The sequence below is a fragment of the Selenomonas sp. oral taxon 920 genome, from assembly GCF_001717585.1.
GTDB lineage: Bacteria > Bacillota > Negativicutes > Selenomonadales > Selenomonadaceae > Centipeda.
The window spans coordinates 425,800-450,579 of record NZ_CP017042.1 but is presented as its reverse complement, the minus strand read 5'-3'; the positions used below and the strand labels follow the sequence as shown (position 1 = coordinate 450,579).

General features: G+C 58.4%; 27 protein-coding genes. 3 read left to right on the top strand and 24 right to left on the bottom strand.

Annotated features, from left to right (window positions below):
* Positions 1–69: 69 nt before the first annotated feature.
* From BCS37_RS12030 to ilvB, 18 genes are all read right to left on the bottom strand, one after another.
* Positions 70–537, bottom strand: coding sequence for a hypothetical protein (locus BCS37_RS12030; protein ID WP_159057705.1), 468 nt, complete (start codon positions 535–537; stop codon positions 70–72).
* A 209-nt stretch (positions 538–746) separates the two neighbouring features.
* Positions 747–2,372, bottom strand: coding sequence for a peptide chain release factor 3 (locus BCS37_RS02045; RefSeq protein ID WP_069179917.1), 1,626 nt, complete (start codon positions 2,370–2,372; stop codon positions 747–749).
* An 8-nt stretch (positions 2,373–2,380) separates the two neighbouring features.
* Positions 2,381–3,133, bottom strand: coding sequence for an exodeoxyribonuclease III (locus BCS37_RS02040; RefSeq protein ID WP_069179916.1), 753 nt, complete (start codon positions 3,131–3,133; stop codon positions 2,381–2,383).
* A gap of 12 nt (positions 3,134–3,145) precedes the next feature.
* A complete protein-coding gene (lepB, locus tag BCS37_RS02035) occupies positions 3,146–3,673 on the bottom strand; it encodes a signal peptidase I (protein ID WP_069179915.1) in 528 nt (175 codons plus the stop codon).
* 70 nt (positions 3,674–3,743) lie between these two features.
* On the bottom strand, positions 3,744–4,085 hold the full coding sequence (rplS, locus tag BCS37_RS02030; RefSeq protein WP_069179914.1) for a 50S ribosomal protein L19: 342 nt from the start codon (positions 4,083–4,085) through the stop codon (positions 3,744–3,746).
* A 138-nt stretch (positions 4,086–4,223) separates the two neighbouring features.
* On the bottom strand, positions 4,224–6,026 hold the full coding sequence (locus BCS37_RS02025) for a GGDEF domain-containing protein (RefSeq protein WP_069179913.1): 1,803 nt from the start codon (positions 6,024–6,026) through the stop codon (positions 4,224–4,226).
* A 59-nt stretch (positions 6,027–6,085) separates the two neighbouring features.
* Positions 6,086–7,171: a 3-dehydroquinate synthase gene (gene aroB / locus BCS37_RS02020; RefSeq protein WP_069179912.1), complete on the bottom strand. Its 1,086-nt coding sequence runs from the start codon at positions 7,169–7,171 to the stop codon at positions 6,086–6,088.
* A gap of 1 nt (position 7,172) precedes the next feature.
* A complete protein-coding gene (locus BCS37_RS02015) occupies positions 7,173–7,694 on the bottom strand; it encodes a shikimate kinase (protein WP_069181521.1) in 522 nt (173 codons plus the stop codon).
* On the bottom strand, positions 7,691–8,860 hold the full coding sequence (gene aroC, locus BCS37_RS02010) for a chorismate synthase (RefSeq protein ID WP_069179911.1): 1,170 nt from the start codon (positions 8,858–8,860) through the stop codon (positions 7,691–7,693). The genes BCS37_RS02015 and aroC overlap by 4 nt, the downstream gene beginning before the upstream one ends.
* Before the next feature lie 122 nt (positions 8,861–8,982).
* Positions 8,983–9,525 (bottom strand): type 4a pilus biogenesis protein PilO, encoded by a 543-nt coding sequence (gene pilO, locus BCS37_RS02005; protein WP_069179910.1) that lies wholly within the window; start codon positions 9,523–9,525, stop codon positions 8,983–8,985.
* 9 nt (positions 9,526–9,534) lie between these two features.
* Positions 9,535–10,710, bottom strand: coding sequence for a PilN domain-containing protein (locus BCS37_RS02000; protein WP_069179909.1), 1,176 nt, complete (start codon positions 10,708–10,710; stop codon positions 9,535–9,537).
* Positions 10,688–11,137, bottom strand: coding sequence for a hypothetical protein (locus BCS37_RS01995; RefSeq protein WP_069179908.1), 450 nt, complete (start codon positions 11,135–11,137; stop codon positions 10,688–10,690). Before BCS37_RS01995 ends, BCS37_RS02000 begins: the two co-directional genes overlap by 23 nt.
* Complete coding sequence (locus BCS37_RS01990; protein WP_069179907.1) at positions 11,127–11,651, bottom strand: prepilin-type cleavage/methylation protein; 525 nt, start codon at positions 11,649–11,651, stop codon at positions 11,127–11,129. The genes BCS37_RS01995 and BCS37_RS01990 overlap by 11 nt, the downstream gene beginning before the upstream one ends.
* Complete coding sequence (locus BCS37_RS01985) at positions 11,626–12,021, bottom strand: hypothetical protein (RefSeq protein WP_069179906.1); 396 nt, start codon at positions 12,019–12,021, stop codon at positions 11,626–11,628. The genes BCS37_RS01990 and BCS37_RS01985 overlap by 26 nt, the downstream gene beginning before the upstream one ends.
* Positions 12,002–12,517, bottom strand: a complete 516-nt coding sequence (locus BCS37_RS01980) for a pilus assembly FimT family protein (protein WP_069179905.1) — start codon at positions 12,515–12,517, stop codon at positions 12,002–12,004. Before BCS37_RS01980 ends, BCS37_RS01985 begins: the two co-directional genes overlap by 20 nt.
* Complete coding sequence (locus BCS37_RS01975; protein ID WP_069179904.1) at positions 12,517–13,083, bottom strand: prepilin peptidase; 567 nt, start codon at positions 13,081–13,083, stop codon at positions 12,517–12,519. The genes BCS37_RS01980 and BCS37_RS01975 overlap by 1 nt, the downstream gene beginning before the upstream one ends.
* A gap of 14 nt (positions 13,084–13,097) precedes the next feature.
* Positions 13,098–13,514, bottom strand: a complete 417-nt coding sequence (locus tag BCS37_RS01970) for a competence type IV pilus major pilin ComGC (RefSeq protein ID WP_069179903.1) — start codon at positions 13,512–13,514, stop codon at positions 13,098–13,100.
* Positions 13,492–15,156, bottom strand: coding sequence for a biosynthetic-type acetolactate synthase large subunit (ilvB, locus tag BCS37_RS01965; RefSeq protein ID WP_069179902.1), 1,665 nt, complete (start codon positions 15,154–15,156; stop codon positions 13,492–13,494). Before ilvB ends, BCS37_RS01970 begins: the two co-directional genes overlap by 23 nt.
* A 276-nt stretch (positions 15,157–15,432) precedes the next feature.
* Between ilvB and BCS37_RS01960 the strand changes: the two genes are divergently transcribed.
* Positions 15,433–17,595 (top strand): PTS transporter subunit IIABC, encoded by a 2,163-nt coding sequence (locus BCS37_RS01960; protein ID WP_069179901.1) that lies wholly within the window; start codon positions 15,433–15,435, stop codon positions 17,593–17,595.
* 156 nt (positions 17,596–17,751) lie between these two features.
* The gene (locus BCS37_RS01955; protein ID WP_069179900.1) at positions 17,752–18,864 is read left to right on the top strand and encodes a 5-methyltetrahydropteroyltriglutamate--homocysteine S-methyltransferase; all 1,113 of its coding nucleotides are present in this window, start codon (positions 17,752–17,754) and stop codon (positions 18,862–18,864) included.
* A gap of 79 nt (positions 18,865–18,943) precedes the next feature.
* Here the strand turns inward: BCS37_RS01955 and ttdB are convergent, their stop codons facing one another.
* Genes ttdB through BCS37_RS01940 form a run of 3 tightly spaced genes read right to left on the bottom strand, consistent with a single transcriptional unit; the run spans position 18,944 to position 21,901 of the window.
* Positions 18,944–19,555: a L(+)-tartrate dehydratase subunit beta gene (gene ttdB / locus BCS37_RS01950; protein WP_069179899.1), complete on the bottom strand. Its 612-nt coding sequence runs from the start codon at positions 19,553–19,555 to the stop codon at positions 18,944–18,946.
* The gene (gene ttdA, locus BCS37_RS01945) at positions 19,555–20,454 is read right to left on the bottom strand and encodes a L(+)-tartrate dehydratase subunit alpha (RefSeq protein ID WP_069179898.1); all 900 of its coding nucleotides are present in this window, start codon (positions 20,452–20,454) and stop codon (positions 19,555–19,557) included. The genes ttdB and ttdA overlap by 1 nt, the downstream gene beginning before the upstream one ends.
* Before the next feature lie 46 nt (positions 20,455–20,500).
* On the bottom strand, positions 20,501–21,901 hold the full coding sequence (locus BCS37_RS01940; protein ID WP_069179897.1) for an anion permease: 1,401 nt from the start codon (positions 21,899–21,901) through the stop codon (positions 20,501–20,503).
* Between the two features lie 177 nt (positions 21,902–22,078).
* On the opposite strand from BCS37_RS01940, the gene BCS37_RS01935 reads away from it, so the two are divergent.
* Positions 22,079–22,996 (top strand): LysR family transcriptional regulator, encoded by a 918-nt coding sequence (locus BCS37_RS01935; protein WP_069179896.1) that lies wholly within the window; start codon positions 22,079–22,081, stop codon positions 22,994–22,996.
* Positions 22,997–23,062: 66 nt separating this feature from the next.
* On the opposite strand, the gene BCS37_RS01930 is transcribed toward BCS37_RS01935, so the two are convergent.
* Genes BCS37_RS01930 through BCS37_RS01920 form a run of 3 tightly spaced genes read right to left on the bottom strand, consistent with a single transcriptional unit; the run spans position 23,063 to position 24,703 of the window.
* Positions 23,063–23,482, bottom strand: coding sequence for a rhodanese-like domain-containing protein (locus tag BCS37_RS01930; protein ID WP_069179895.1), 420 nt, complete (start codon positions 23,480–23,482; stop codon positions 23,063–23,065).
* A 20-nt stretch (positions 23,483–23,502) separates the two neighbouring features.
* A complete protein-coding gene (locus BCS37_RS01925; RefSeq protein WP_069179894.1) occupies positions 23,503–23,907 on the bottom strand; it encodes a rhodanese-like domain-containing protein in 405 nt (134 codons plus the stop codon).
* Positions 23,908–23,944: 37 nt separating this feature from the next.
* Complete coding sequence (locus BCS37_RS01920; RefSeq protein WP_069179893.1) at positions 23,945–24,703, bottom strand: sulfite exporter TauE/SafE family protein; 759 nt, start codon at positions 24,701–24,703, stop codon at positions 23,945–23,947.
* Between the last annotated feature and the right edge of the window lie 77 nt (positions 24,704–24,780).

Below are 24,780 nucleotides of genomic sequence, written 5' to 3'. Positions count from 1 at the left end.
GCCACAATAACAGAATGTCCCTTGTTTTTTGCAAAAAGAGAGTCTAAACATCCATTACAAATTAATATATCACACTGAGGTCCGATCTATATGAATTTCAACAATATCCCCTGTAAGTTTTGATACCGAAAAAGAAAGATACCCCACACCTTTTTCGTTATAGTAATAGTAAACATCGCACTGAGAATTTGTAAACACCCTATCTGCCGTTCCATAAACATCCGTGAGACGATATGCAGGATCACCTACGGACACATCATCAAACGTAACAAGACCAGGTTTGGTTGCAGTAGCCGTAAGGAATTTATATCTACGATGAAGAATTGACAATCCTGAATCCCAATTCCATCGAGTATATCCAGATGCAGATGAATCGACATAATCAGGTCTTCCATATTTATCTTTAATCTCTTCAAGGGTTGTCTTCATTCCAAGACCGTCTAACTGTATTCTAGATGGTAGAATTGTTGCTTGTGCAATACTAAAAGGAGTAAAACATATCATTGCAAATAGAGCCCCAATCAGAATTTTTTTCATGATCCTTTCTCCCAAAGGTAAGCTTTTCTAGGCACAGTGTAAATATACTCCAAAAGTATAGAAATGTCCACTTGTCAAACAAGTAATTTTTCACAACATTAATCGCTATTGTGAAAGATAATATTAGTATTTCTTCCATGCTAGACAGCATTGTATATAAACAAGCGGGAGATATTGTCACTGCGACAATATCTCCCGCTTGTTTTCTATCATGCCTCTCTGCGATCGAACGGTACCTGTCCGAGCTGCAGATCGGGGTTGTTCTCGCGAATCCAGCCAAGTGCCCACTCGTTATTCACGAGAAGGACGGGGTTGCCGTTGCGGTCATGGACGAACATGCCGCGATCCGCACCGCGCAGATCGGCGGGCTTGATCGTGCGCCCGTCGGGGAACGCCAGCCAGCGTGCCGTCTCGAACGGCTGCATCTGCATCGTGATCTCCGTGTTGTACTCGTTTTTCAGCCGATACTCGAGCACCTCGAACTGGAGCGTGCCGACCGTGCCGACGATGTAACTGTCGAGCCCTGCGCCGACCTGCTCGAAGAGCTGAATCGCGCCCTCCTGCGTGAGCTGTTCGATTCCCTTGACGAACTGCTTGCGCTTCATCGTGTCCTTTGCCGCAACACGCGCAAAGCGCTCGGGCGGGAACACGGGGAAGTCCTCGAACTTGAACTTGTGCGCGGGGTCGCAGAGCGTATCCCCGATGCCGAATACGCCGGGGTCGAACAGCCCCACGATGTCGCCGGGATATGCCGTGTCGATGATCTGGCGATCCTGCGCGAGGAACTGCTGCGGCTGTGCAAGCTTGATAAGCTTGCCCGAGGGTGCGTGCCAGACGCTCATATTGCGGTCGAACTTGCCCGACGAGATGCGGATAAATGCGAGGCGGTCACGGTGCGCAGGGTTCATATTCGCCTGGATCTTGAACACAAAGCCCGAGAATTTCTCGTCGTCCGGCTCGATCACGCCGTCCGAGGACATACGCGGCGCGGGTGTCGGCGCAAGCCTGATGTATTCCTCGAGAAAGTTCTGCACGCCGAAGTTCGTCATCGCCGAGCCGAAGAACATGGGTGTGAGTTCGCCCGCATCCACGGCTGCGCGGTCGAACTTCTCACCTGCGTCGCGCAGCAGTTCGATATCGTCAGCGAGCGCCGCGGCAGCATCTGCGCCGACACGCTCCTTCCACGCAGGATCGTCCATCTCGAATACCTCAGAGACACGCGTTTCCTGCCCGTGCGTCACGTCCTCGGCAAAGAGCTCGATGCGGTTCTTCTCGCGGTCATAGACACCGCGATAGGTGCCGTCCGTCCCGATCGGCCAGTTCATCGGATACGAGCGGATGCCGAGGACGTTCTCGAGTTCATCCATCAGGTCAAGCGGCGCTTTGCCGAAACGATCCAATTTGTTGACGAACGTGAAGATAGGGATGCCGCGCTGACGGCAGACGCGGAACAGCTTGCGCGTCTGCGCCTCGACGCCCTTCGCCGCGTCGATAATCATGACGGCGCTGTCCACCGCCATCAGCGTGCGGTAGGTGTCCTCGCTGAAGTCCTGATGCCCCGGTGTATCGAGGATGTTGATGCGGTAGCCGTCATAGTCGAACTGCAGGACAGAGGATGTGACGGAGATACCGCGCTGCTTTTCGATCTCCATCCAGTCGGAGACGGCATGACGCTGCGTCTTGCGCGACTTGATCGAGCCGGCGAGATGGATTGCGCCTCCGTAGAGGAGCAGCTTCTCTGTGAGCGTGGTCTTGCCCGCGTCCGGATGTGAGATGATGGCAAATGTGCGCCGTTTTGCTATTTCGCGCGCGAGTTCTTCTTTCAATTCTGCCATAGTCTCCCCTATTTCAACGTCAATGATACGGGGCAGTGATCGCTCCCGAATACATCCGCATGGATCTCTGCCGCTGCGATGCGGCCCTCCAGCTCCTCGGAGACGAGGAAGTAGTCGATGCGCCATCCCGCATTTGTCTCACGCGCGTGGCGCAGATACGACCACCATGTATAGGCTCCTGTCTTGTCCGGATAGAGAGCGCGAAAGGTATCGACGAACCCCGAAGCAAGAAGCTCCGTGAATTTGCCGCGCTCCTCGTCCGTAAAGCCCGCATTGCGGCGGTTGCTCTTCGGATTTTTGAGGTCGATCTCCGTGTGTGCAACATTGAGGTCGCCGCAGACGACAACGGGCTTTTTCGCACGCAGGTCAAGCAGGAAGGCGCGAAAGGCATCCTCCCATGCCATGCGGTAGTCGAGGCGTGCGAGTGCGTTCTTCGAGTTTGGTGTGTAGACGGTGACGAGATACACATCCTCGTACTCCATTGTGATGACACGCCCCTCGTGGTCGTGCTCCTCGATGCCGATCCCATAATTGACGGAAAGAGGCTTGATCCGCGTAAAGATCGCCGTACCCGAGTACCCCTTCTTCTCCGCGCTGTAAAAATACTGCTCATAGCCGGGCAGATCGAGGATCGCCTGCCCCTCCTGCATCTTCGTCTCCTGCAGGCAGAACGCATCGGCATCGAGTTCCTTGAAGGACTCCATAAAGCCCTTTTTGAGGGCGGCGCGCAGTCCGTTGACATTCCATGATACAAAGCGCATGGCGTTCCTCCGTCAGAGCGTCTTATACTGCGAAATCGGCCAGAAGACAATCATCGCCTTGCCCTTTATGAGGTCGTACGGCACGAAGCCGACATCGGCAAAGCGACTGTCCTCGGAATTGTTGCGGTTGTCCCCCATAACGAAGACACGCCCCTCGGGTACGGTGGACTTCGGGTACTCGCTGCGCGTCTTTTCGAGGATGTAGTCCTCCGTGAGCAGCTGATCGTTGACGAGCACGCGCCCCTCGCGGATCTCAATCGTATCGCCCGGTGTCGCGATCACGCGCTTGATGAAGTCACGGCTCGGGTCGCGCGGATACTGAAAGACGAGGACTTCGCCCTTCTCCGGCGGGCGGAATCGGTAGATGAATTTATTGACGACGAGGCGCTCCTCCGACTCGAGCGTCGGACGCATGGACGGGCCGTCGACGACGTAGAGCTCCACGATAAAGGTACGGATGAACATAGCGAGTGCAACGGCAACGACGATGGAGATAACCCAGTCTTTGATTTCGGCTGCAGTCGATGTTTCCTTTTCCATAAACTCCTCCTCTCAAACAGGAACACAGAGCAAAATAGGGACTGCCGCAGCAGTCCCCATCCATTCTGAATCAGCGCTTTTCCCGAATGCGAGCCGCCTTGCCCGTAAGTCCGCGCAGATAGTAGAGCTTCGCACGACGGACGATGCCGCGGCGCGTCACCTCGATCTTTGCGATACGCGGGGAGTGCACGGGGAAGAGACGCTCAACGCCGACGCCCGATGCAATGCGGCGCACGGTGAAGGTCTCGCGCACGCCCGTGCCCTGGCGGCCGATCACCACGCCCTCGAACACCTGAATGCGCTCGCGCGTGCCCTCGACGATGCGCGCATGGACGCGGATCGTATCCCCCGGTGCAAACTGCGGGATGTCGGAGCGAAGCTGCTCCTTTTCAAGAACCTCGATGATATTCATATGTTTCCTCCTTCGTTCGGACGTTCATAGACAGCTCATGCCGCCCAGCGGACCATCCACACACATACTCAGTGACTATAGCATAAGATGCGCCTTCACGCAAGAAAAATTTTATCAGCTCTTATGATGCCAAACGGCTCAGTGATCCCGGAGCCCCGCCGTATTCATCTCGGAGCGATTGCCATCACGCATTTTTTCTTTTGACTTCTGACGCGGACGGCGCGGCGGCATATGTGTCTGCCAGTCCGGCTCGCAGGTGATGCGGTTGCGTCCGTTCTCCTTCGATTGGTAGAGCGCCGTATCCGCACGCTTCACTATGTGTTCTGCCGTATCTGCCTCCGTGCCGTACCAGACGGCAACGCCGCCGCTGCACGTCACCTGATCCGAGGGATGGATATGTGCCGCAGCGACCGCCTCGCGGATCGTGTTGGCAAACGCCTCCGCCTCCACCCCGTCGTAGTGGAGGCAGAGCAGAATGAACTCCTCGCCGCCCCAGCGGATGAGGATGTGCCGACGATCAAGAAACCCGCTGATCGTCTGCGCGAACCCCACGAGCACCTCATCGCCGACATCGTGCCCGTAGGTATCGTTGATGTGCTTGAAATGATCGATGTCAAGCATGATAACGGCGAACGGCTCTTTAATCTCGAGCGAGATCCGCATGAAATCTCGCGTCGCCGTCGAGAATTTGTTGCGGTTAAACACGCCTGTGAGCGGATCGACCTCCATGCGTTTCGTCACCGCACTGACCTCATTCTCAAGGCTCGCGGAGAGTTCGGTAAGGTAGCGCTCATGGGCGGCACGCTCCAGAATCAGCTGGACGATAAAGAAGCCGATCGTATAGATGCCGAACGGAACGTAGTACGTATGCCATGCAAAGAGCCGATACTGAAGTGCCATTCCGTCAATCACAGCAAGCCCCGAGAGTGTGCCGAACGCAATGAGGAGCGAGCGGCAGCGCTCATTGCCGGCTTTGTGGCACGACCAGAGCCAATACCCCGTCATCAGACCGCAGACAAGAAGTGTGGGATAGAAGAAGAACCGCATAAGGTACAGCCCGTTCTGCCCCGAGAATTCCAGCAGCACGGCAAGCAGGAGAATGATTCCATAGACGAAGGATGTTTGAAGGATGTTCTTTTGATAGCGTTCGTCAATCACTCTGTAGATGAGCAAATTCGCAGAAAGCGGGATAAGGTAGGAAAAAACAAGCTCCACGTCCAGCCAGAGCACAGGCCAGTCAAACCACAGGAGCACGACACTAGATGCACTGAACATCCAAACAAAGAAGACGAACAAGACGACAATCATGCGCAGGTAGAGATCCCTGAGATCCGTCTCTGCAAAGAAATAGACACCGAGGAGCAGAATGAATACGAGCAGTGCAGTAATGCCGCTGACATAGGGAAAGTCGTAGACAAAGACATCCTCGATCTGATGTGCGGCGCGGTCCAGCTGAACGCGGTCGAACTGTCCGAGCACCCATATGTTATCGGAATGGATCTGCATAATGAGATGACGCCCGACCGCCCACGCAGGCAAATCGACGAGATGCCACTTCCGACCGTAGGAGCTGTTCTGATCGTTGAGATCACCGTAGCGGTAGATGGAGACCCCATCGAGGAAGATCTGCACACCCTGATCCGTCGTGGTGAAGAAGAGACTCTCGTCGACACCCGTATCGGGCGGAATGTAGACGCGCACCCAGACATAGTGTGTCCCCTCGGGGACGGCGACGCCGAACTGCGGATTGAACTGCCGCCAACGCCCCTCTTCCTTGGGAAACGCAGGAACTGTCTTCGCCGCATGTGCATCGGACTGCGGCGTGTTCGTCTCCCAGTACTCCCATGAGAGCTTCGAGGTCTCAGCGGAAACGGTATGCCCCATGCAAAGAAGCATGGCAAAAAAAAGCACCTGCACGAATACACATAATTTCTGATTCATGTTCCGCTGACCTCCTCTCAGAATTATTTCGTTGTAAAAGAATAAATACTTAATAGTTATTAGTAAGAAAGTCCCAACAACGTTTTGCGCACCACATCTTCCGGCACATCGCTGTGCACGGAGACGGTTCCGATCCCCTCGGCAAGTACCCAATGAATACGCCCGCCCACCGTCTTCTTGTCGTGAAAGAGATCGGCGTACATCGCATCTGCCGTCACGCCCTCGGCAGAGTACGGCAGTCCCATGTCGCGGATCAGGTCGTTGATACGGATGCGTTCACCGTCCGCGAGGAGTCCCATCTGCACGCTGATATCCGCCGCGCCGACCATGCCGATCGCGACCGCCTCGCCGTGCCGATAGCGCACATAGCCCGTCTCCTTCTCAATCGCGTGGGCAATCGTATGACCGAAGTTCAGGATGCGTCGGAGCCCGCTCTCGCACTCGTCCTGCCGCACAACATCCGCCTTGATCTCGCACGAGCGCGCAATCATATGCACCGCTGCAGCAGGTTCAAGGGCGAGCACGTCTGCGCGGTTCTCCGCAAGCCACGCAAAGAAATCGGCATCGCAGATGATGCCGTACTTGATGATCTCGCCGAGCCCCGTCGCAATCTCGCGCTTCGGCAGACTGCGCAGGAAATCCAACTCCATAAAGACCGCATCCGGCTGGTAGAAGGCGCCGATGAGATTCTTTCCGAGCGGGTGGTTGACAGCGACCTTGCCTCCGACGCTTGAATCAACCTGTGCGAGGAGACTTGTCGGGAACTGGATGAAAGGTACACCCCGCATATAGGTGGCCGCGACGAAGCCCGCAAGATCGCCGACCACGCCGCCGCCAAGCGCGATGATCGGCGAGCGCCGATCCAGACCAAGCTCAATCGCGCGCGTAAAGAGATCGTTTGCCGCCGTGAGGCTCTTCGAGGACTCGCCCGCCGGAATCGTCGCGATCTCTGCCTGCACGCCCGCACGGACAAGCAGCTCCGCAGTCTGTGCTGCATAGAGCGGCGCGATGTTCGTATCCGTGACGAGCATGCCGCGCGCGGAATACCCCGCCGCGCGCACGAATGAAATGATTTCATCGGCGAGCCCGCTTCCGATCACGATTGGATAGCTGCGTGCCCCAAGTTCGACTGTTACCTTGCGCATATCATTTTCTCCAAATCCGCAGTGCCTGCAGGATGTGCTCCGCCACCTCGAGCGGCGCGCGGCCGCTCGTATCAATCGTGATATCTGCCCCATCGTAGAGGCTCTTTCGCTCTTCGAGCAGCTGCACGACCGCCGCACGGCGATCGCCCTCGTCCACATGATCGAGGACGGGACGTGTGCCGCGTGCCCGCGTCCGCTGAAGGATCGTGTCAACATCGGCGGTCAGCGCCACAAGGATCCCGTTTTGCCGCAGCAGCGCGATATTTTCGGGATCCTTGACCGTGCCGCCGCCCGTTGCAATAACGAGATTTGCACGCCCCGCCGCATCGCGCACGGCTTCCTTCTCGCGTGCGCGGAAATACGACTCACCATGCTGTGCAAACATTGCAGGGATGCTCATGCCGTGCTGCTCCTCGATCTTTCGGTCAAGGTCATGGAAGGCACAGCCGAGCCGCGTGGCAAGCAGACGCCCAATGCTTGTCTTGCCCGTGCCCATAAAGCCGATCAAAACAACGTTCTTCATCGGTTCATCCATCGACTTTCCAGCCGCTCGCGGTAGGCGGCGAGCGAAGCTGTGAGATCGGTCATGGAGTCCGCGTGGAACTGCGTGCAGATCGCGTCCGCGAGGACAAAGGAGACCATCGCCTCACCGACCACGGAGGCGGCAGGAACCGCACAGGCATCGCTGCGCTCCTTGCTCGCCGAGACCGCTGCCCCCGTGGCAAGATCGACCGTCTGCAGCGGTGTCATCAGCGTCGGAATGGGCTTCATCGCCGCACGCACGACAAGCGTCTCTCCATTCGTCATGCCGCCCTCGAGTCCGCCTGCGCGATTCGTCTTGCGGCAGGGGCGGCCGTCCGCTCCCCGGTGGATCTCATCGTGGACCTCGCTGCCCGGCAGATGCGCACACGCAAAGCCCGCGCCGATCTCCACGCCCTTGATCGCCTGAATGGACATCACGGCACCGGCAAGCCGCCCGTCAAGACGCCGATCCCACTGCGTATGGGAACCGAGCCCGACGGGCAGGCCGTGCACAACAACCTCAAATACGCCGCCGAGCGTATCGCCCGCTGCCTTCGCCTCGTCAATGCGCGCCTTGATACGCGTCTCAGCCGCGGGGTCGCAGCAGTTCAAATCGCTGCTGTTCGTCACACCGACATCCTCATCCCGAATCGCCGTGCGATCCACCGTCACACCGCCGATCTCCGTCACATGGGAGGCGACGGTCACGCCCATAGCCGCAAGCAGCTGACGGCAAACCGCACCGACGGCGACGCGCATCGTCGTCTCGCGGGCACTGGAGCGTTCGAGGATATCGCGCGCGTCCGCACGGTCGTATTTCAGCACACCCGTAAGATCGGCGTGCCCCGGACGAACGGCAGTTACCTTTGCGCCCGTTGGTTCCTCAAAGGGATCCATGCGCTCCGTCCAATTTGCAAAGTCATGATTCACAACCTGCAGCGTGATGGGCGAGCCAAGCGTCTCGCCAAAGCGCAGTCCCGAAAGAACCTCGACGCGATCCGTCTCAATCTTCATGCGGTCGCCGCGCCCATACCCACGTTGGCGGCGCGCAAGCTGTTCGTCGATCGCCTCGCGCAAAACACGCAGCCCCGCCGGCATTCCGTCGAGAATCGCCGTCAGTGCTGCGCCGTGTGATTCACCACCCGTGACAAACCGCAGATGCCCCATGCACAGTCCCCCTATACAATCTGTAAGTATTTTTGTCTATACGTAAACTAAATTCGATAAAAGACGGTCTTTTCCTGCAAATACATCCGTCTTTGTTATGCTGCAGGAAGCCCCCGCAGACACTACTGCTGCACACCTCCTGCGTATGCAGCAATGTGAAGAAGAAGAACGCCGTGCAGTTCCGCCCCCTCTGCCGTGAGTGCAAAGGAGGCAGCCTTGGCACAGCGTTCTCCCTCCTGCACGGCACGCAGAAAGGAAAGCACTGCGAAATAATTCCCACGGAACTTGAGTTCAATCGGTTGAAGTACAATCTCTCCCGCAGTCTTGACAGGCTGCGGCGCAATCCCCTCAATCGTCACACCGCTGCGCCGTGCAAGCACCTCCACGGTGTGAATGAACTCCCCCTGCCCGCCCTCCTCGGGCAGAGCGTCTGTCAGGCGCGCCTGCCGCACACGCAGCTTTGCCTCTGCCTGTTCATCCGTGCGCAGCATCTGCTGGTATACATCGATGCGCGTGAGCATTGCCTCAGCCGCTGCACGCTCGGCGTATGCCGCATCACGCTGCGCCGTAAAAAACGGTGCGAGCACGAAAAGATAGAGGAGGAGAAGGGCAAGCGCCCATATCAATGCGATCTCGATACGCTGCCGCTCGGATAACTGTCCCATTGCGCCTCCCTACCAACTGCTGTGCAGAACAAAGTGAATGTGCTCCGGTGCATCAGCAGACTGCTCCTGCACCGCCTGTTCGAGCATGATATCCGCAGGGAAAAAGGCGTCCTCCTCCATCGTCCCCATCCACGCGGCGAGTACCGCATAGTCTGCCGCGTTCCCCTCGATCCGAACTCCGTGCTCCTCCGCGTAGATCCCCGTAAGCTGCACTCCCTCCACCGTCACGGCACCAAGATGCACAAGCAGAGCGCGGGCCGGCAGAGAGGCCGCCGTAAACTCTGCCAGAAGCTGCTCCCGCTCCATGACAGCGCTGTGCAGCGCGAAGAACTCCTCCATGCGCAGACGCTCGGACTGCCGAAGTGCAAGCTCCTCCTCCGCGTGCGCGCACGCCGTACGCGCCGTCACGCAGGCGGCAAGATCTGCCGTCACCTGCACAAGAAAGAGCGCGGCAGCAAGAACGGCGATCAAGACAGACATCTGTGGCCGCAGCGCTCCAATGAGGCGCGGCGGCGCAGACCAATACAGATGCTCCGGCATTCCCCTACGCACAAGGAGTCCCGCATAGACGGCAGGAGCAAGCATATCCTCTTCCATTGTCTCCCACGGCATACGCGGCGCACACACGCCCTCAATCTGTGCCGCCAGCACATCGTTTGTCGGCGGGCAGACGGTGAGCCGCCGCAGATCGAGCCCCGCAGCGGCAAACGCAGAGAAGTATCCCTGTATACGTCGCTCCTCCATACGTGCAGTCCAATAGCACGGCGGCGCAGTGTCCGGCAGCTCCATACAGCAAAGCCGCATCTCATCGGACAGTGGTGTCCCCGCCTCATCCGTCTCAGCGCGCAGCGACCAGAGGAGCGCCTCCCTTAGTTCCGTGCCCGTCAGCTGCACGGGCAGGGTGCGCTCCTCCGTGTGGGCTTCAGACGAGGGGAGTGCAAGAGAGAGCGGCAGCTTCCCCCATCCCGCACGCAGGATCTCCTCCCGTACCGACAGGGAGAGCGCCGCTGCATCCGTAAGTGCGGGACAGGGCCCCTCTGACACGCGCGATTCTGCCAGTGTCCATGCTCCCCCGCGCTCCTCCGTGGAGCACAGACGGGCAAGCAGCAGTCCGCGTTCAGAGGGATAGATGCCGACTGCCTCGCTCGTCACCCACGGCAGCCTAATACCAGCGGCGCCAGACATAGCGATCTCCCTTCTTTTCCATGCGCCCGCGAACCGTCTTTGCCCGCGTCCAGTCCTCTCCATCGGGGATCCGCGTCCCCGCACGATCGACAGCTGCTGCGATCACATCGAGGAACTCCCTGCCGCTGCGCTCTTTCGACCGTTCAATATATACGTGAAGTTCAATCCCCGCCGCCATTGGAACGCCGTCCACATCGACACGCGTTCGCTCCCCCACGTTCGGCACAGCATACCGCTCAATCTGCGCAGCAGCCGTCTCCACACCGCTCTCGGCGGCGAGGCGCAGCTGCATCTCACGCTCATATTCAGCAGCGACACTGCTGCCGCTGCGCATGAACTGCATCGCGGCGAGACCAAGCAGGAGCACCGTCATCAGTATGCAAAGCCCGATTGCGGAGATCGCGCCGCGTTCGTTCCTATTTCTCACCCATATCCTCCCGCAGATAGACAGAAGTCGCAATGCTGTACGTGCGCCCTGTCTCAACGCTCCGCCCCGTCATCTCAATATGATAGAGGCGCGGATAGTGCCGATCCTCCTGCACAGAGAACGCCGTGATGCGCACCCGTGCGCCCACGAACGAGCCCGTGATGGGCGCCGTCACCGCATTGAACACCAACCGTCCCTCATCACTGAGCCAGTAGTAATCCAGCGGTGCACCGTCCTTCGTTGCCTGCCGCATTTCATACACGCCTCGCTGACGCTCTCCGATATGATCGGACAGCAGGGCGGACTCCACAATCCGCGCAGCGGCGATCTGCATCTCCTGCCGCAGCTCGGCATCGGCAATCTCGCGCTGATAACTGCGCCAGCTCCACACGAGGGCAAAGGCGAGAAAGGTCAGCAGCAGCGCGAAAATCGGCAGACTGACGGCAAGCTCCATGAGCAAAACGCCCCGCTCATCCTTCGCGTCCCTGTTAGGGACTGCTTTGCACCTGCACATGACGCGTCAGCCTCCGCACAAACTCTGCCTGCTCCTCGCGCCCCAAAATCTGCCACGAAAGGCGCAGAGATACATCGTAAAACTCCTCTGTACGCGTGACGATCTTCTCGACGTGATAGCGGTGCTCATGCGACTGGATCTCCGCAGCCTCACTCAGCGGCAGTATTCCCTGATCCAATTCCGCCTCCATCAGCGAAAATTGCGCCCGTGCAGCAAGCGCTGCCTCTGTACGCGCAGAGGCGAGATCTGCAAGGAGCGCCGTCCGTGCAAAAATACTCAGTGCCGCCGCAGTCGCGAGAACAAGGAGTCCGAGCACAGCGGTCTCGAGAAGAATCCATCCGCGCTCCTCATCAGCCCTCATCCACCGCATTGTCCTCTCCTCGGTGCAGACGAATCCGTGCCGCACGATCAATCACAACGCGCAGCGCCGCCTCCTCATGTCCCGCAGCATAGACGCGAATCGTCATGTTATGGCTCCCGTCCGCAATATTTCCATTCCGATCGAATATGACAGGCGTCTCCGTCGCCGTATCCTGCTTGAATCGTACGAGCGGCAGCAACGTATAGGAACGCACATCCTCACCGAAGGGACGATGCAGCGTATAGCCGTCAGCGCGGATGTTGAGACGCGGTGCGCGTTCCCATGAGAGCCTCCCTTCCAGCATATAGAGCGGCATCGCTGTCGTCCGGCTGATCGCCTGTATGCGGCGCAGTTCGCCGATGAGGTGCACTGCCTCATACTCCACAGCCGCACGTGCATAGAGGGTAAACGCGGCGGGAAGCGCCGTCGAGAGCAGTATGCCGAGCACGGCGAGCGCGATGAGCACGTTCAGCAGCACCGTTCCGCGCATATCAACGCGCCGCATTACAGCGCCCCCCAGTAGAACTGCCAGAGCTGCGCCCCTGCGACAAAGGCGATATAACCGCCGACCGCGAGAAACGGCCCGAATGGAATTCCGTCACGCCGCCCTTTTCGTCCAGTAATCAGGAGAAACGCGGCTGCGATGCCGCCCAGCATAAATGCAATCCATACGGCGATCACCGCTGCCTCCCATCCGAGCCAGACACCGAGCGCAGCGGCAAGTTTGATGTCGCCGCCGCCGAGTCCGCCATGAGCCACGATATACAGGCAATAAAATAAGACGCCGCAAAGCGTCCCACCAATCAGTGCCTCCCACAGAGGAATCATCTCTGCGAGTGCCGGAACAAGCCCAAACACGGCAAACGGAATGGTGATGCAGTCGTAGAGCATACCATCCCTGATGTCGAGATAGGAGAGCCAAATGAGCACCGCAGAAAAGGCCGCGCCGCACAGGCTGCGCGGATGCAGACCAACGAGGAGCAGAATGCCGACCACGGAGATCAGCCAGAGTACAACAAGCCGCAGGCGTTCATGGGGTGCGGGAAAAAGCGTCTGCGCCTCTTCCTGCATTCCATACGCCTCCTTTACTTCTTCGCGTGAAACTCCTCCGCCGTATGTCCCGCACAAGTTGCGCGCCAGACATTGTCCTTCTTCTCGATTTTATAGGTCTGACCTTCCATCGAGAGTTCCTGCGCGCCAACGTGCACATTACCCGAGGGCGGCTTGAGATTTTTGATGTCGGTCACATATTCTGTGAGATCATCGAGGCTCTTCGGCGGCTGCCCCTTCGTCGTCTGATAGAGCACCACCGCCGTATCGAGCGCTGTGAGATCCGCCTGCACCTTCACCGTATTCGCCGTCACCATGGCAGCCGAAAAGCGCGGCACGGCGATGGATAGAATCACCGCCAGGATCATGACGGCCAGCAGCGTCGACAGAAGCGAGAATCCTCTCTCATGGTGCGGCGCGGCTGCACGTTTACTTAAAGTCGACAAACTCATCAATGCGTGCACCGCCCTTCGCCATCGGCTCCACGAAACTGCGCCACACATCCATTACGATTACGCGCGGATGCACAGCGTCCTCGAGAGCGGTGCGGAGTGCCGCAGCGAACTCCTCCTGCGTCGAAACTGCGACCGCCCTGATACCGAAACTCTCCACGTATTTTACATAGTCCATCTCGTGATCGAGCTCACAGGCGATGTACCGCTCCTCGTAGAGCACCTTCTGCAGCTGCCGGATCATGCCGAGACTGCGGTTGTTCACAAGGATCGAGAGAATGGGCAGGTTGAGGCGCGCAATCGTGTAGAACTCATTGCCCGTCATCTTGATTCCGCCGTCACCCGCAATGTGAACCACGCGGCGCCGATCGCCCCATGCGAGCTGTGCGCCCATTGCGGCAGGGAGACCATAGCCCATCGTGCCGAGTCCGCCCGACGTCAGCCATGTCCGCGGTTTCTCCACGCGCAGGTGGAGTGCCGCCCACATCTGATGCTGTCCCACGTCCGCCGCATAGGCATACGCCTTGCCCGTCGTGCTCTGCGCCACCTGATGCAGAGCCCACGGCACAGTCAGACGCCCGACGTGATAGTCGTAGTCATACTCCTCCTGCCATGTACGGATCTGCTCCCACCATCCAGCGAGATCGCTCTTCGGCGACTGGCGCATGAGAAGTCCGAGGATCGTACGCATATCGCCCGCGAGGCCGAGACTGTTTTCGATGTTCTTGTCGATTTCGGCGGGATCGATGTCGATGTGGATGAACTTGCGGTTTGCCGTATACTTGCTGAGATTGCCCGTCTGACGGTCGGCAAAGCGGCTGCCGATCGCAATGACGAGATCGGCAGCTCCGATTGCGTAGTTCGCTGCCTTTTCCCCGTGCATTCCCGCAAAGCCAAGCATCTGCGGATGCGTGCTCGGTACGGCCCCCATGCCCATCAGCGTGTGCACCACGGGCAGATGGTATTTCTCGATGAATGCCGTAACTTCCGCCGAGGTTCCCGCCGAGATCACGCCGCCGCCCACGATGACCAGCGGATGCTCTGCGGCGACAATCTCCGCCGCCGCCTCTGCCGCACAGATCATAAAGTCTGCATCCGGTTTGCCCGGCGTGCGCACGCGCGGCTCCTCCGCAGCATAGGCAACCTCTTCAAAGAAGAGGTTGCGCGGCACATCGAGGAGCACGGGCCCCGGCCGTCCGCTGCGTGCAAGTTCGAAAGCCTGACGGATCGTCGGCACGAGATCCGCCGCATTTTTAATTTTATAGTTGTGCTTTGTGACAGGCATTGTCACATCGAGAATATCTGTCTCCTGAAAGGCATCGCGTCCGAGCATGGCGATGTCCACCTGCCCCGTGATCGCGACCATCGGGATCGAGTCCATGTACGCCGTCGCGAGTCCCGTCACAAGATTCGTTGCGCCGGGGCCCGAGGTTGCGATGCAGACCCCGACGCGCCCTGTTGCACGGGCATAGCCGTCTGCTGCATGTGCGGCGTTCTGCTCATGCGTCACAAGGATCTGGCGCACGTCGTCCTGTGCGTAGAGGGCATCATAAAGCGGCAGGATCATCCCGCCGGGATAGCCGAATACCGTGTCCACGCCCTGCTCGCGCAGACACGCCAAAACAGCCTCCGCACCTCTCATACACGCACCTCTAATCTACGATACAATGATAAGAATATTATAGCATATGTGATACAACTATTGCAATAATATTTCCCGCGCCCACGAAATCTCTTCTTTACACTTCTTCTCTGTCTGCAGTATAATTATTGTGTATAATTTTATAGATTCCGCACTTCATCGAGATAGAGACATCGACAAGAGGTTCAAAAGCACTTTCGAATGTCTTTTTCTCTACCGCCCAAAGGGGAGTGTGTACAGGGAGATGAATGCGGAGGGAAAGGGGTATAGAGAAACATGAAGGATGAAATCTTTAGTGTGCTCCAACGCGTCGGGCGCAGCTTCATGCTGCCGGTCGCGATCCTGCCGATTGCAGGTATCCTGCTCGGCATCGGCGCGTCGTTCACGAACCCGACAACGATCGAGACGTACGGGCTCGGCGGTGTCCTCGGTGCGGGCACGGCGCTGCATTCACTGCTCTCGATCATGGCGAGTGCAGGCAGCACGATCTTCGGCAATCTGCCGATCATCTTCGCGGTCGGTGTCGCCATCGGCATGGCAAAGGCGGAGAAGGAGGTCGCGGCACTCTCGGCGATGATCGCGTTCTTCGTCATGCACACCGCCTGCAACGCAATGCTGAAAATCGGCGGACAGATCCTGCCGGACGGTTCGATTGCACCGACGGTCCTCGAAGGCACGATTGCCTCCTCCTGTGGTATCATGTCATTCCAGATGGGCGTGTTCGGCGGCATCATCGTCGGAATCGGCGTGGCGTGGCTGCACAACAAGTATCACAAGATCGTTCTGCCGAATGCACTCTCCTTCTTCGGCGGTTCGCGCTTCGTCCCCATCATCTCGACGATTGTCTTCCTCTTTGTCGGCATCGCGATGTACTTCCTCTGGCCGCTCGCCCAGCAGGGCATCTTCGCCCTCGGCAGTCTCGTCACGGGTACGGGCTACATTGGCACGCTGATCTTCGGCATCGTCAAGCGTGCACTCATCCCGTTCGGTCTGCACCACGTCTTCTACCTGCCGTTCTGGCAGACGGGCGTCGGCGGCTCAATGATGATCGACGGGCAGCTCATCCAGGGCGGTCAGAACATCTTCTTTGCACAGCTCGCCTCACCCAACGTCGCGCATTTCAGTGCGGACGCGACGCGGTATTTCTCGGGCGAGTTCATCTTTATGATCTTCGGTCTGCCGGGCGCGGCACTCGCAATGTACCACTGCGCACGTCCTGAGAAAAAGGCGGTCGCGCGCGGACTTCTGCTCTCGGCGGCGCTCACCTGTATGCTCACGGGCATCACGGAGCCGATCGAGTTCTCCTTCCTCTTCGTGGCTCCCGCACTTTTCGCCGTGCAGGTCGCACTCGCGGGCGCGGCGTACATGATTGCACACATGCTGAACATCGCCGTGGGACTTACGTTCTCGGGCGGTCTCCTCGATTTCTTCATCTTCGGTATCCTTCAGGGTGAGGCAAAGACGAGCTGGATGTACGTCATCCCCGTCGGCGTGATCTACTTCTTCCTCTACTATTTCATCTTCCGCTGGATGATTCAGCACTTCAACTTCAAGACGCCGGGCCGCGAGGACGACGACGAGGAGACGAAACTCTTCACAAAGGCGGACTATCAGGCACGTGAGGGTGCGGGCGGATCTGCCGCCGACGGAGCTTCGGGGGACGCAAAGAGCGCTGCGATCGCGCGCGGGCTCGGCAGCAAGCGCAACATCACGTCCGTCGACTGCTGCGCAACGCGTCTGCGCTGCTCCGTGGAAGACTCCTCACTTGTAAATGAAAAACTGCTCAAGGCGACGGGCGCGGTCGGCGTCATCGTCAAGGGCACGGGCGTGCAGGTCATCTACGGACCGCAGGTCGCCGTCATCAAATCGAACCTCGAGACCTATCTTGAGACAGCCCCCGATGTCGAGCCGGAGGACGATGTGCCTGCCGCAGCCGCCGTTGAGGAACATCCCGCCGCTGCAGAAACAACAGCAGCGGCTCCCGCAGGCGAGGGACGCACACTTTGCAGCCCCGTCACGGGCACGGTGCATCCGATCACGGAGGCGCCCGACGAGGCGTTTGCAAGCAAGATGATGGGCGACGGCTTCTTCATCTATCCGAGCAAAGGAGAGGTACTTGCGCCCGACGACGGCGAGGTGGTCTTTGTCTTTGACACGAAGCACGCCATCGGCATGAAGAGCGCGGACGGCACAGAGTATCTGCTCCACATTGGCGTGGACACGGTCGCGCTTGGCGGCAAGGGCTTCAATGTCTTTGTCGAATCGGGACAGCAGGTGAAGAAGGGCGACAAGCTCATGGAGTTCGACATCGACTACATTCGTGAGAATGCGAAATCCGATGCCTGCCTTGTGATCTTCACAGGACTGCCCGAGGGCACAAGCATCGAGATGACTGCTACGGGCGAAGTCACGGCGCTCGATCCGGTTGCTAAGTTCTGATATCTAATTTTCACCCAAAAGGGACTGTTGCACGCAGTTAGAAAACTTCGTGCAACAGCCCCTTCTTTTGTGGTATTTGTGACTTGAGAAACATTTCCAAAGTGAGATTCTATGTTATAATAACGCAAACACAATAATACAACAGGGGGAATTTCAATGAACAATACAAAGGCACCATTCCGCTATGACATCGTGGGGAGCTTCCTGCGCCCCGCCGCTCTCATGAAGATGCGTGAGGCATACGCCGCAGGAAACGCATCGGCAGACGATCTGCGGCAGGCGGAGGATGCGGCGATCCGTGATCTCGTCACAAAGGAGAAGGAAGTCGGGCTCTGTGCCGTCACGGACGGTGAGTTCCGCCGCCGCTACTGGCACCTCGACTTTCTCGCGGCACTCGGCGGCGTGGAGGAGATTGGCGCCGCGCATTGGTCGGTCGCATTCAAGGGCGCACAGCCAAAGGCGGCAACGGTAAAAATTGTGGACAAGGTGGACTTCGGCGCACATCCGTTTCTCGGTCACTTCCGTTTCCTAAACGATCTCGCAGGCGATGCCGTCGCCAAGATGACGATCCCCTCCCCCAGCATGCTGCACCTCATCTGCTGCGTGTGCGCGACGGACTACACGCCGATTCCGCGCTACGAGAACGAGGATGCGCTCTTTGAGGATATCGCACTCGCCTATCAGAAGGCAATCCGTGCATTCTACGAGGCGGGCTGCCGCTATCTGCAGCTCGATGACACATCCTGGGGCGAGTTCTGTGATCCGGAGAAGCGTGCAGCGTACGAGGCGCGCGGCTTCGACCTCGACCGCATCGAGCGCGCCTACGTCACGATGATCAACCGTGCATTGGAGGCAAAGCCTGCGGACATGACGATCACCATGCACATCTGCCGCGGCAATTTCCGCTCGACATGGTTCTCCTCGGGCGGCTACGAGCCCGTCGCGGAGATTCTCTTCGGCGGCTGCAGGGTCGACGGCTTCTTTCTCGAATACGACTCCGACCGCGCAGGTGGATTTGCCCCACTCGATCACATCAAGAATCAGCGCGTCGTACTCGGACTGGTCACCTCGAAATCGGGCACACTCGAAAAGAAGGAGGATATTGTCGCACGCATCCATGAGGCGGAAAAGCACGTTCCGCTCGATCAGCTCTGCCTCAGCCCGCAGTGCGGCTTCTCCTCGACCGAGGAGGGCAACATCCTGACGGAAGAGGAGCAGTGGAACAAGCTGCGCTTCATCAAAGAGGTCGCGGAATCGGTTTGGAAATAGAAAACTTCATCGTGTAAAGTGCAAAACGGCGACGCATCAGTCATCTCGACCGATGCGTCGCTGTTTTTTCTATTCGTATTTACTTGATAAACCCGACCTGCTTGCAGATCTCCGCGCACGCTTTTTCCTTGCGTTCGTTGAAGATCACCTTGTTCTCCTCGAAGATGTTGCGCCCGTGACTGTCGATGGAGACGATGAGGGGACCAAACTCCTTCACCTTGCACGTCCAGAGAGTCTCCGGCATGCCGAGGTCGAGCCAATTCGCAGCGACAATCTCCTCGACGCATTCGGCGGCGACAACGGCGCAGCCCGCCGGGAATACACAGTGGAGCGCCTTGTGGTCGCGGCACCCGCGCATCGTGCCGTCCTTCATGCCGCCCTTGCCGATGATCAGGCGCACGCCCGTCTCCGCGATGAACGCCTCCTCAAATTTCTCCATACGCATACTGGTCGTGGGACCGACCGTGACCATCTCATACTTTCCCTCGCCGTGCTTGCGGATGATCGGTCCTGCGTGGAGAATCGCGCCGTCCTTTACGTCGACGGGAAGCTTTCGTCCCTCCTCAATGACGCGGCGATGCGCCACGTCGCGGCAGGTTGTAAGGTATCCCGTGAGGTAGATCACGTCACCGACGTTGATGTCCGCGAGATCTTCGGGCTGAATCGGGGTTGTCAGAACTTTCTTCTCCATCAGAAATCCACCTCCGCGTGTGAGAGAATCCTATAGTCGAGGTTCCTGTCAAAGACGATGTGTCCGCGCCTGTGTGACCAGCAGCCGACGTTCACGGCGACGCCGATCACAGACGGATGGCGCGCGCTGTTCTCGATGTTGACACCGAGCACGGAGTGCTTCCCCATCAGTCCCTGCGGTCCGAGGCCGATGGCGTTGATGCCGTCCTCAAGCAGCTGCTCCATCTTGGCGGCGCGCGGGTTCGGATTATGCGAGCCGATCGGGCGCATGAGCGCCTTCTTCGAATGGAGTGCCGCGACATCGACCGATGTGCCGACACCGACGCCGACGAGGAGCGGCGGGCAGGCGTTCAACCCGTAGCTCGTCATGACATCGAGAACGAAGCGCGTCACGCCCTCGTAGCCCTCGCCCGGCATGAGCACCATCGCCTTGCCCGGCAGCGTACAACCGCCGCCCGCCATGTACGTATGGATCTCGATGTCGTCACGCTCGGGCACGATCTCCCAGAAAATCGAGGGAATCTGCTTGCCGACGTTCTTGCCTGTGTTGAACTCGTCAAACGTCTCCACGGCGTTGTGACGCAACGGTGCATCCACCGTCGCCTGCACGACCGCTGCGTGCAGGATCTCCTCCATCTCAGCCATGTACGGAAAGTTCGACCCGCATTTGAGAAAGAATTGCGCTGCACCCGTGTCCTGACAGCTCGGGCGGTTCAGCTTCACCGCAAGTTCCTGATTCCTTTCCATCGTTTCATAGATGGACTTTGCAAGAGGAGCGTCCTCCTGCGCGGCGAGTTCCGCGATCTTTGCGCGCACATCGTCCGGCAGCCGTTTGCCCGTGTACGCCACGAACTTTGCGAGCACATCCGTCATGCGCGCAGAGGCTTCCGCTTTCGTCATAGAAATCTCTCCTTTATCCTAAGAAAGCACTGATACCAATACACAGTTACCAAATCCCGAGGATCTTCCACCAGACGGAGCCGATGCCGATCCATATAATGATGTTGATGACGGAGCAGACGAAGCCCAGCTTCCACCACTGCCCCTGCGTCACATAGCCCGCGCCGAAGTAGATGGGTGCCGAACCCGTGGAGTAGTGTGTCAGCCCCGCCATGAGGTTCGAGAGGAAGGCGAGCCCAAGTGCCGCAAGATAGGGAGGTGCGCCCGCCGCAACGGCAACGGCGAGAAATGCCGCGTACATCGCCGTCGCATGCCCCGACAGACTCGCAAAGCCATAGTGACTGTAGAGATAGACAAGGAAGAGAATGCCGAGAGTCAGCCCCCATGAGACGCCCGTCATCGCCCCCGTAACGCTTGCTGCGAACCACGGGATGAAGCCGATCTTGTTCAGTGCACCCGCGAGGCTCACAATGCCGCCCATCCACATCATACCGTCCCACGCGCCCTTTTCCCCCAGCACATCCTCCCATGTGAGGACATCCGTGAGGAGCATCGCCGTCACACCGAGGAGGGCGGCAATGGTCGCGTTCACGCCCGTGTAGCCCGACGTACTCCAGAGGAGGAGCGCACCGACAAAGATGCCGCAGATGATTTTCTCATCCCGCGTCATTGCGCCCATCTCCGTGAGTTTTTCGCGCGCAAGTGACTGTGCCTCGGGCGTCCTCTGAATCTCGGGCGGATAGAGCTTGTAGAGCACATAGGGCAGAACAACCATCGAGAGCAGGACGGGCACGATGCCCGCCATCGCCCAGAGCCCCCACGAGATCTCAAGCCCTGCCGTGTCCCGTGCGAGCTCCGCCATCAGAGGATTCGGTGCGCACGCCGTCAGAAAGGCGGCGGCGATCGGCGCATCCACTTGAAACGACACGACGAGGAGGAACGCGCCGATCTTTCGTGCCGTCGCCCCCGGCTCCGAGCCAAAGACCGAAGCGAGGCTGCGCACAATGGGAAAGAGAATCCCGCCCGAACGTGCCGTATTCGACGGCGTTGCAGGCGCGATAATAAAATCACTCAGAACGAGGGTGTAGGCAAGTTTCAGGCTGCTCGACCCGAATTTCAAAATGAGATAATATGCTATCCGCCGCCCCAGCCCCGTCTTGATAAAGCCCTGCGCGAACAAAAACGCCGACACGATCAGCCAGATCACCGTATTGCTGAAGCCCGCCAGCGCCTCTGCCGGCTTGATCGTATTCGTCAGTGCTGCAAACGTGATTGCCGCGAGCGCGACCGTCCCGAGCGGGAACGGCTGTAAAATAAAGCCGAGGATTGTGCCCGCGAAGATTGCGAACAGATGCCAAGCTGCCGGTGTCAGCCCCTCGGGCACTGGCAGGAACCAGAGGACGGCGATTAGTCCCGCCGTCAGAAAACATCGTACTCCCTTGCTCAAAAGAGTCCCCTCCCGTGATGATAATACACATTGTTTTGAGCGTTTATGCGCCCATTCATCCGAGAGAGTCTGCGCAGACCCTTTACTTATTTTGCATTATACGCTATCCTTCCTTATAAGTCGAATACGTAAATTCCTATTCTCTCTATAGGAAAATAGTTATAAGGAGATAGCTTTATGGAGTTCCGACAGTTTCGCTACATTTTGAAAATCGCCGAGGAGGGTACGCTCTCGCTCGCCGCGAAAAAACTCTACATCTCACAGCCGTCGCTCTCGCAGTTGCTCGCCGCGCAGGAGAAGAAGATCGGTGCGCCTCTCTTTGACCGCGGCGGCGCACGCCTCACGCCGACCGCCGTCGGCAGGCTCTACCTCGAAACGGCGCGCTCCATCATCGCGCTCGACGAGGCGTTTCATCAGCAGGTGGATGACTGCGTGCACGGCGCGGCGGGCGACGTGACACTCGGACTCACGCAGTTTCGCAGCACACATCTCCTCGCGCCCATGCTCCCCGCCTTTTGCGCGAAGTATCCGAAGATCACACTGCATCTGCGCGAGAACACAACCTATCGCCTCGAAGAACTTGCCGAGGCTGGAGAAACGGACTGCATCATCTCGTTGCTGCCGATCAATGAGCACCGCTTTGACTATGATGTACTCTTCGAGGAGCGGCTCCTGCTCGCTCTCCCGCCCGCGCATCCCGCATGCGCGTCACTCGGACTGTGCCCCGGAGTGCGCAAAAACATGCCCAAGGTGTCGCTCGACGCGCTCCGCGAAACACCATTTCTACTGATGCACCGTGAGCAGAAACTCCACGATACGCTCTTCTCTCTCTGCGAGGCGGCGGACTTCCTGCCTCAGATCACGCTCGAAACGCGCAGCATGAACACGGCGCACGCACTTGCGGGTGCGGGACTGGGTGCAGCGATCCTTCCCGAGACGCTGATTGCCGCCGCGCCGCCCGCGCATCCCCCCTGCTACGCCGCCATCGAGGGGGATCCGCACCGCACAATCATCCTCGCCCGCGCAAAGAAACGTTACCTGCCGCGCGCTGTCAATATTTTCCGCGAGGAGCTGCAGGCGTTCTGTGCGAAGTGAACACGAAAAAAGATTGCTGCAGGAAGCTTTTTACTTCGTACAACAATCTTCATTTATCGGTGGTGATTATTTCACGACATCTCCGTGCCAGTCCTTGATGCCGCCCATCTCGACAATGTTCGTGTAGCCCATGTCGGCAAGTTTCTGCGCCGCCTGCTGGCTGCGCGAGCCGCTGCGGCAGTAGACGAAGATCCTCTGATTCTTGTCCGGCAGTTCCTTCGGCGGTGCTCCTCCAATGGATTCATTCGGGATGTTGATCGCCTTCGGGATATGTCCGTCCGCGAATTCCTTCACCGTCCGCACATCCACAATCAGGTACCCCGACTCTTCCGCCATCATCTTCGCCGCCTCATCCGAACTCACGCGCTGAAATGCTGCCATGCTTTGCTCCTTTCCGCCGTTCGTCTCGGAAGACTGCGCACTTCCGCAGCCACAGAGTCCAAGCGTCAGTACACTCAGACAAAGAATCATAACTAATTTACTCATATACAATACCTCACAATCAATTATTTCTCAATCGCGCCGTGCCAATCCTGAATGCCGCCCATCTCGACAATATTCTTGTACCCCATATGCGCGAGCCGATTCGCGACGTTCATACTGCGGATTCCCTTGACGCAGTAGACGAAGATCGTCTGATTCCGGTCGGGCAGCTCCTGCGGCGGCGCCTCGCCGAACCGCTCCATAGGGATATTGATCGCATGCGGGATATGCCCCTCTGCGAACTCCTCCGGTGAGCGCACATCAAGAATCAGATAGTCCTGCGTCTGCTGCATGAGAACCTGCGCCTCATCGGCGGTGATGCGCCGATACTTTGCCTGATCCTTCCGCTCCTCTGCCGTGTCCCCGCCACAGCCTGCGATGGTTAAGCCAATCACAATGAGCAGCAGTATTGCCAAGATCTTTCCCATAGATTTCCCCCCAAACTCTCTGCCGCACAGCGGCAATCTATCGAAAGAATACCATGATCGTACCGCCGATCGTCGGCAGCGCGACAATCCAGAACCGCAGCACGGGCAGAGGCGCAAGGTGCGTCAGCTTTGCCCCGAAGAACGAGCCGACGGAGAGTGCAGCGAGGGTCTGGATGAAGATCCACGGCTCGAGCTGTCCGTAGAGGATATAGCCGATGCCGCCGCTGATCGAGATCGGGACAATGATCATCATCGTCGTCCCAATCGCCTGCAGAAGAGGCACACCAAAGACCACCATGAGCGCGATCTGGATGTACGCCGCAGAGCCAATCCCGAACGCACCCGAGAGCACGCCACAGACGAAACCGACGGGCAGCCCATAGAGATAGAGCCGCCGCCCCGTCAGGAGTTCCTCACGCACGTTGATCTGCCGTCCGAGCCATTCCGCCTGATAGATGCGCAGATAGAGGAGGAATGCGCTCGAGAGCAGCATAAGCCCTGTAAACAGGCTGAGATTTGGCGCCTCGATGTGGTTCGAGAGAACGGCACCGATGAGCGCCCCGATGAGTCCGCCTGTACCGAGCACCGCACCCGTCTGCGGCACGACTTCACGCTCGCGGTAGTGGCTGACCGCGCCCGAGAGCGTGGTGAACGCCATCGAACCGAGCGCGACGGCGAGCGCCTGATGAATGGGAACACCAAACCCCACCACGAGCAGCGTGATGATGACGCCGCTCCCGCCCGCCCCGACAAAACCAATGATTCCCCCCATGAGAATCATGGATAAAAAAAGCATAACACTCTCCAACAGGCGCATGAATTGCTGCGCCCCTCCCCCATAAACACAAAAGGAGCTGCATAGCAGCCCCTATC

Excerpts from the sequence above, each read along its gene's own strand:
- BCS37_RS12030 (WP_159057705.1), bottom strand. The coding sequence starts at position 537 with ATGAAAAAAATTCTGATTGGGGCTCTATTTGCAATGATATGTTTTACT.
- BCS37_RS02045 (WP_069179917.1), bottom strand. The coding sequence starts at position 2,372 with ATGGCAGAATTGAAAGAAGAACTCGCGCGCGAAATAGCAAAACGGCGC.
- BCS37_RS02040 (WP_069179916.1), bottom strand. The coding sequence starts at position 3,133 with ATGCGCTTTGTATCATGGAATGTCAACGGACTGCGCGCCGCCCTCAAA.
- lepB (WP_069179915.1), bottom strand. The coding sequence starts at position 3,673 with ATGGAAAAGGAAACATCGACTGCAGCCGAAATCAAAGACTGGGTTATC.
- rplS (WP_069179914.1), bottom strand. The coding sequence starts at position 4,085 with ATGAATATCATCGAGGTTCTTGAAAAGGAGCAGCTTCGCTCCGACATC.
- BCS37_RS02025 (WP_069179913.1), bottom strand. The coding sequence starts at position 6,026 with ATGAATCAGAAATTATGTGTATTCGTGCAGGTGCTTTTTTTTGCCATG.
- aroB (WP_069179912.1), bottom strand. The coding sequence starts at position 7,171 with ATGCGCAAGGTAACAGTCGAACTTGGGGCACGCAGCTATCCAATCGTG.
- BCS37_RS02015 (WP_069181521.1), bottom strand. The coding sequence starts at position 7,694 with ATGAAGAACGTTGTTTTGATCGGCTTTATGGGCACGGGCAAGACAAGC.
- aroC (WP_069179911.1), bottom strand. The coding sequence starts at position 8,860 with ATGGGGCATCTGCGGTTTGTCACGGGTGGTGAATCACACGGCGCAGCA.
- pilO (WP_069179910.1), bottom strand. The coding sequence starts at position 9,525 with ATGGGACAGTTATCCGAGCGGCAGCGTATCGAGATCGCATTGATATGG.
- BCS37_RS02000 (WP_069179909.1), bottom strand. The coding sequence starts at position 10,710 with ATGTCTGGCGCCGCTGGTATTAGGCTGCCGTGGGTGACGAGCGAGGCA.
- BCS37_RS01990 (WP_069179907.1), bottom strand. The coding sequence starts at position 11,651 with ATGTGCAGGTGCAAAGCAGTCCCTAACAGGGACGCGAAGGATGAGCGG.
- BCS37_RS01985 (WP_069179906.1), bottom strand. The coding sequence starts at position 12,021 with ATGCGGTGGATGAGGGCTGATGAGGAGCGCGGATGGATTCTTCTCGAG.
- BCS37_RS01980 (WP_069179905.1), bottom strand. The coding sequence starts at position 12,517 with ATGCGGCGCGTTGATATGCGCGGAACGGTGCTGCTGAACGTGCTCATC.
- BCS37_RS01975 (WP_069179904.1), bottom strand. The coding sequence starts at position 13,083 with ATGCAGGAAGAGGCGCAGACGCTTTTTCCCGCACCCCATGAACGCCTG.
- BCS37_RS01970 (WP_069179903.1), bottom strand. The coding sequence starts at position 13,514 with ATGAGTTTGTCGACTTTAAGTAAACGTGCAGCCGCGCCGCACCATGAG.
- ilvB (WP_069179902.1), bottom strand. The coding sequence starts at position 15,156 with ATGAGAGGTGCGGAGGCTGTTTTGGCGTGTCTGCGCGAGCAGGGCGTG.
- BCS37_RS01960 (WP_069179901.1), top strand. The coding sequence starts at position 15,433 with ATGAAGGATGAAATCTTTAGTGTGCTCCAACGCGTCGGGCGCAGCTTC.
- BCS37_RS01955 (WP_069179900.1), top strand. The coding sequence starts at position 17,752 with ATGAACAATACAAAGGCACCATTCCGCTATGACATCGTGGGGAGCTTC.
- ttdB (WP_069179899.1), bottom strand. The coding sequence starts at position 19,555 with ATGGAGAAGAAAGTTCTGACAACCCCGATTCAGCCCGAAGATCTCGCG.
- ttdA (WP_069179898.1), bottom strand. The coding sequence starts at position 20,454 with ATGACGAAAGCGGAAGCCTCTGCGCGCATGACGGATGTGCTCGCAAAG.
- BCS37_RS01935 (WP_069179896.1), top strand. The coding sequence starts at position 22,079 with ATGGAGTTCCGACAGTTTCGCTACATTTTGAAAATCGCCGAGGAGGGT.
- BCS37_RS01930 (WP_069179895.1), bottom strand. The coding sequence starts at position 23,482 with ATGAGTAAATTAGTTATGATTCTTTGTCTGAGTGTACTGACGCTTGGA.
- BCS37_RS01925 (WP_069179894.1), bottom strand. The coding sequence starts at position 23,907 with ATGGGAAAGATCTTGGCAATACTGCTGCTCATTGTGATTGGCTTAACC.
- BCS37_RS01920 (WP_069179893.1), bottom strand. The coding sequence starts at position 24,703 with ATGCTTTTTTTATCCATGATTCTCATGGGGGGAATCATTGGTTTTGTC.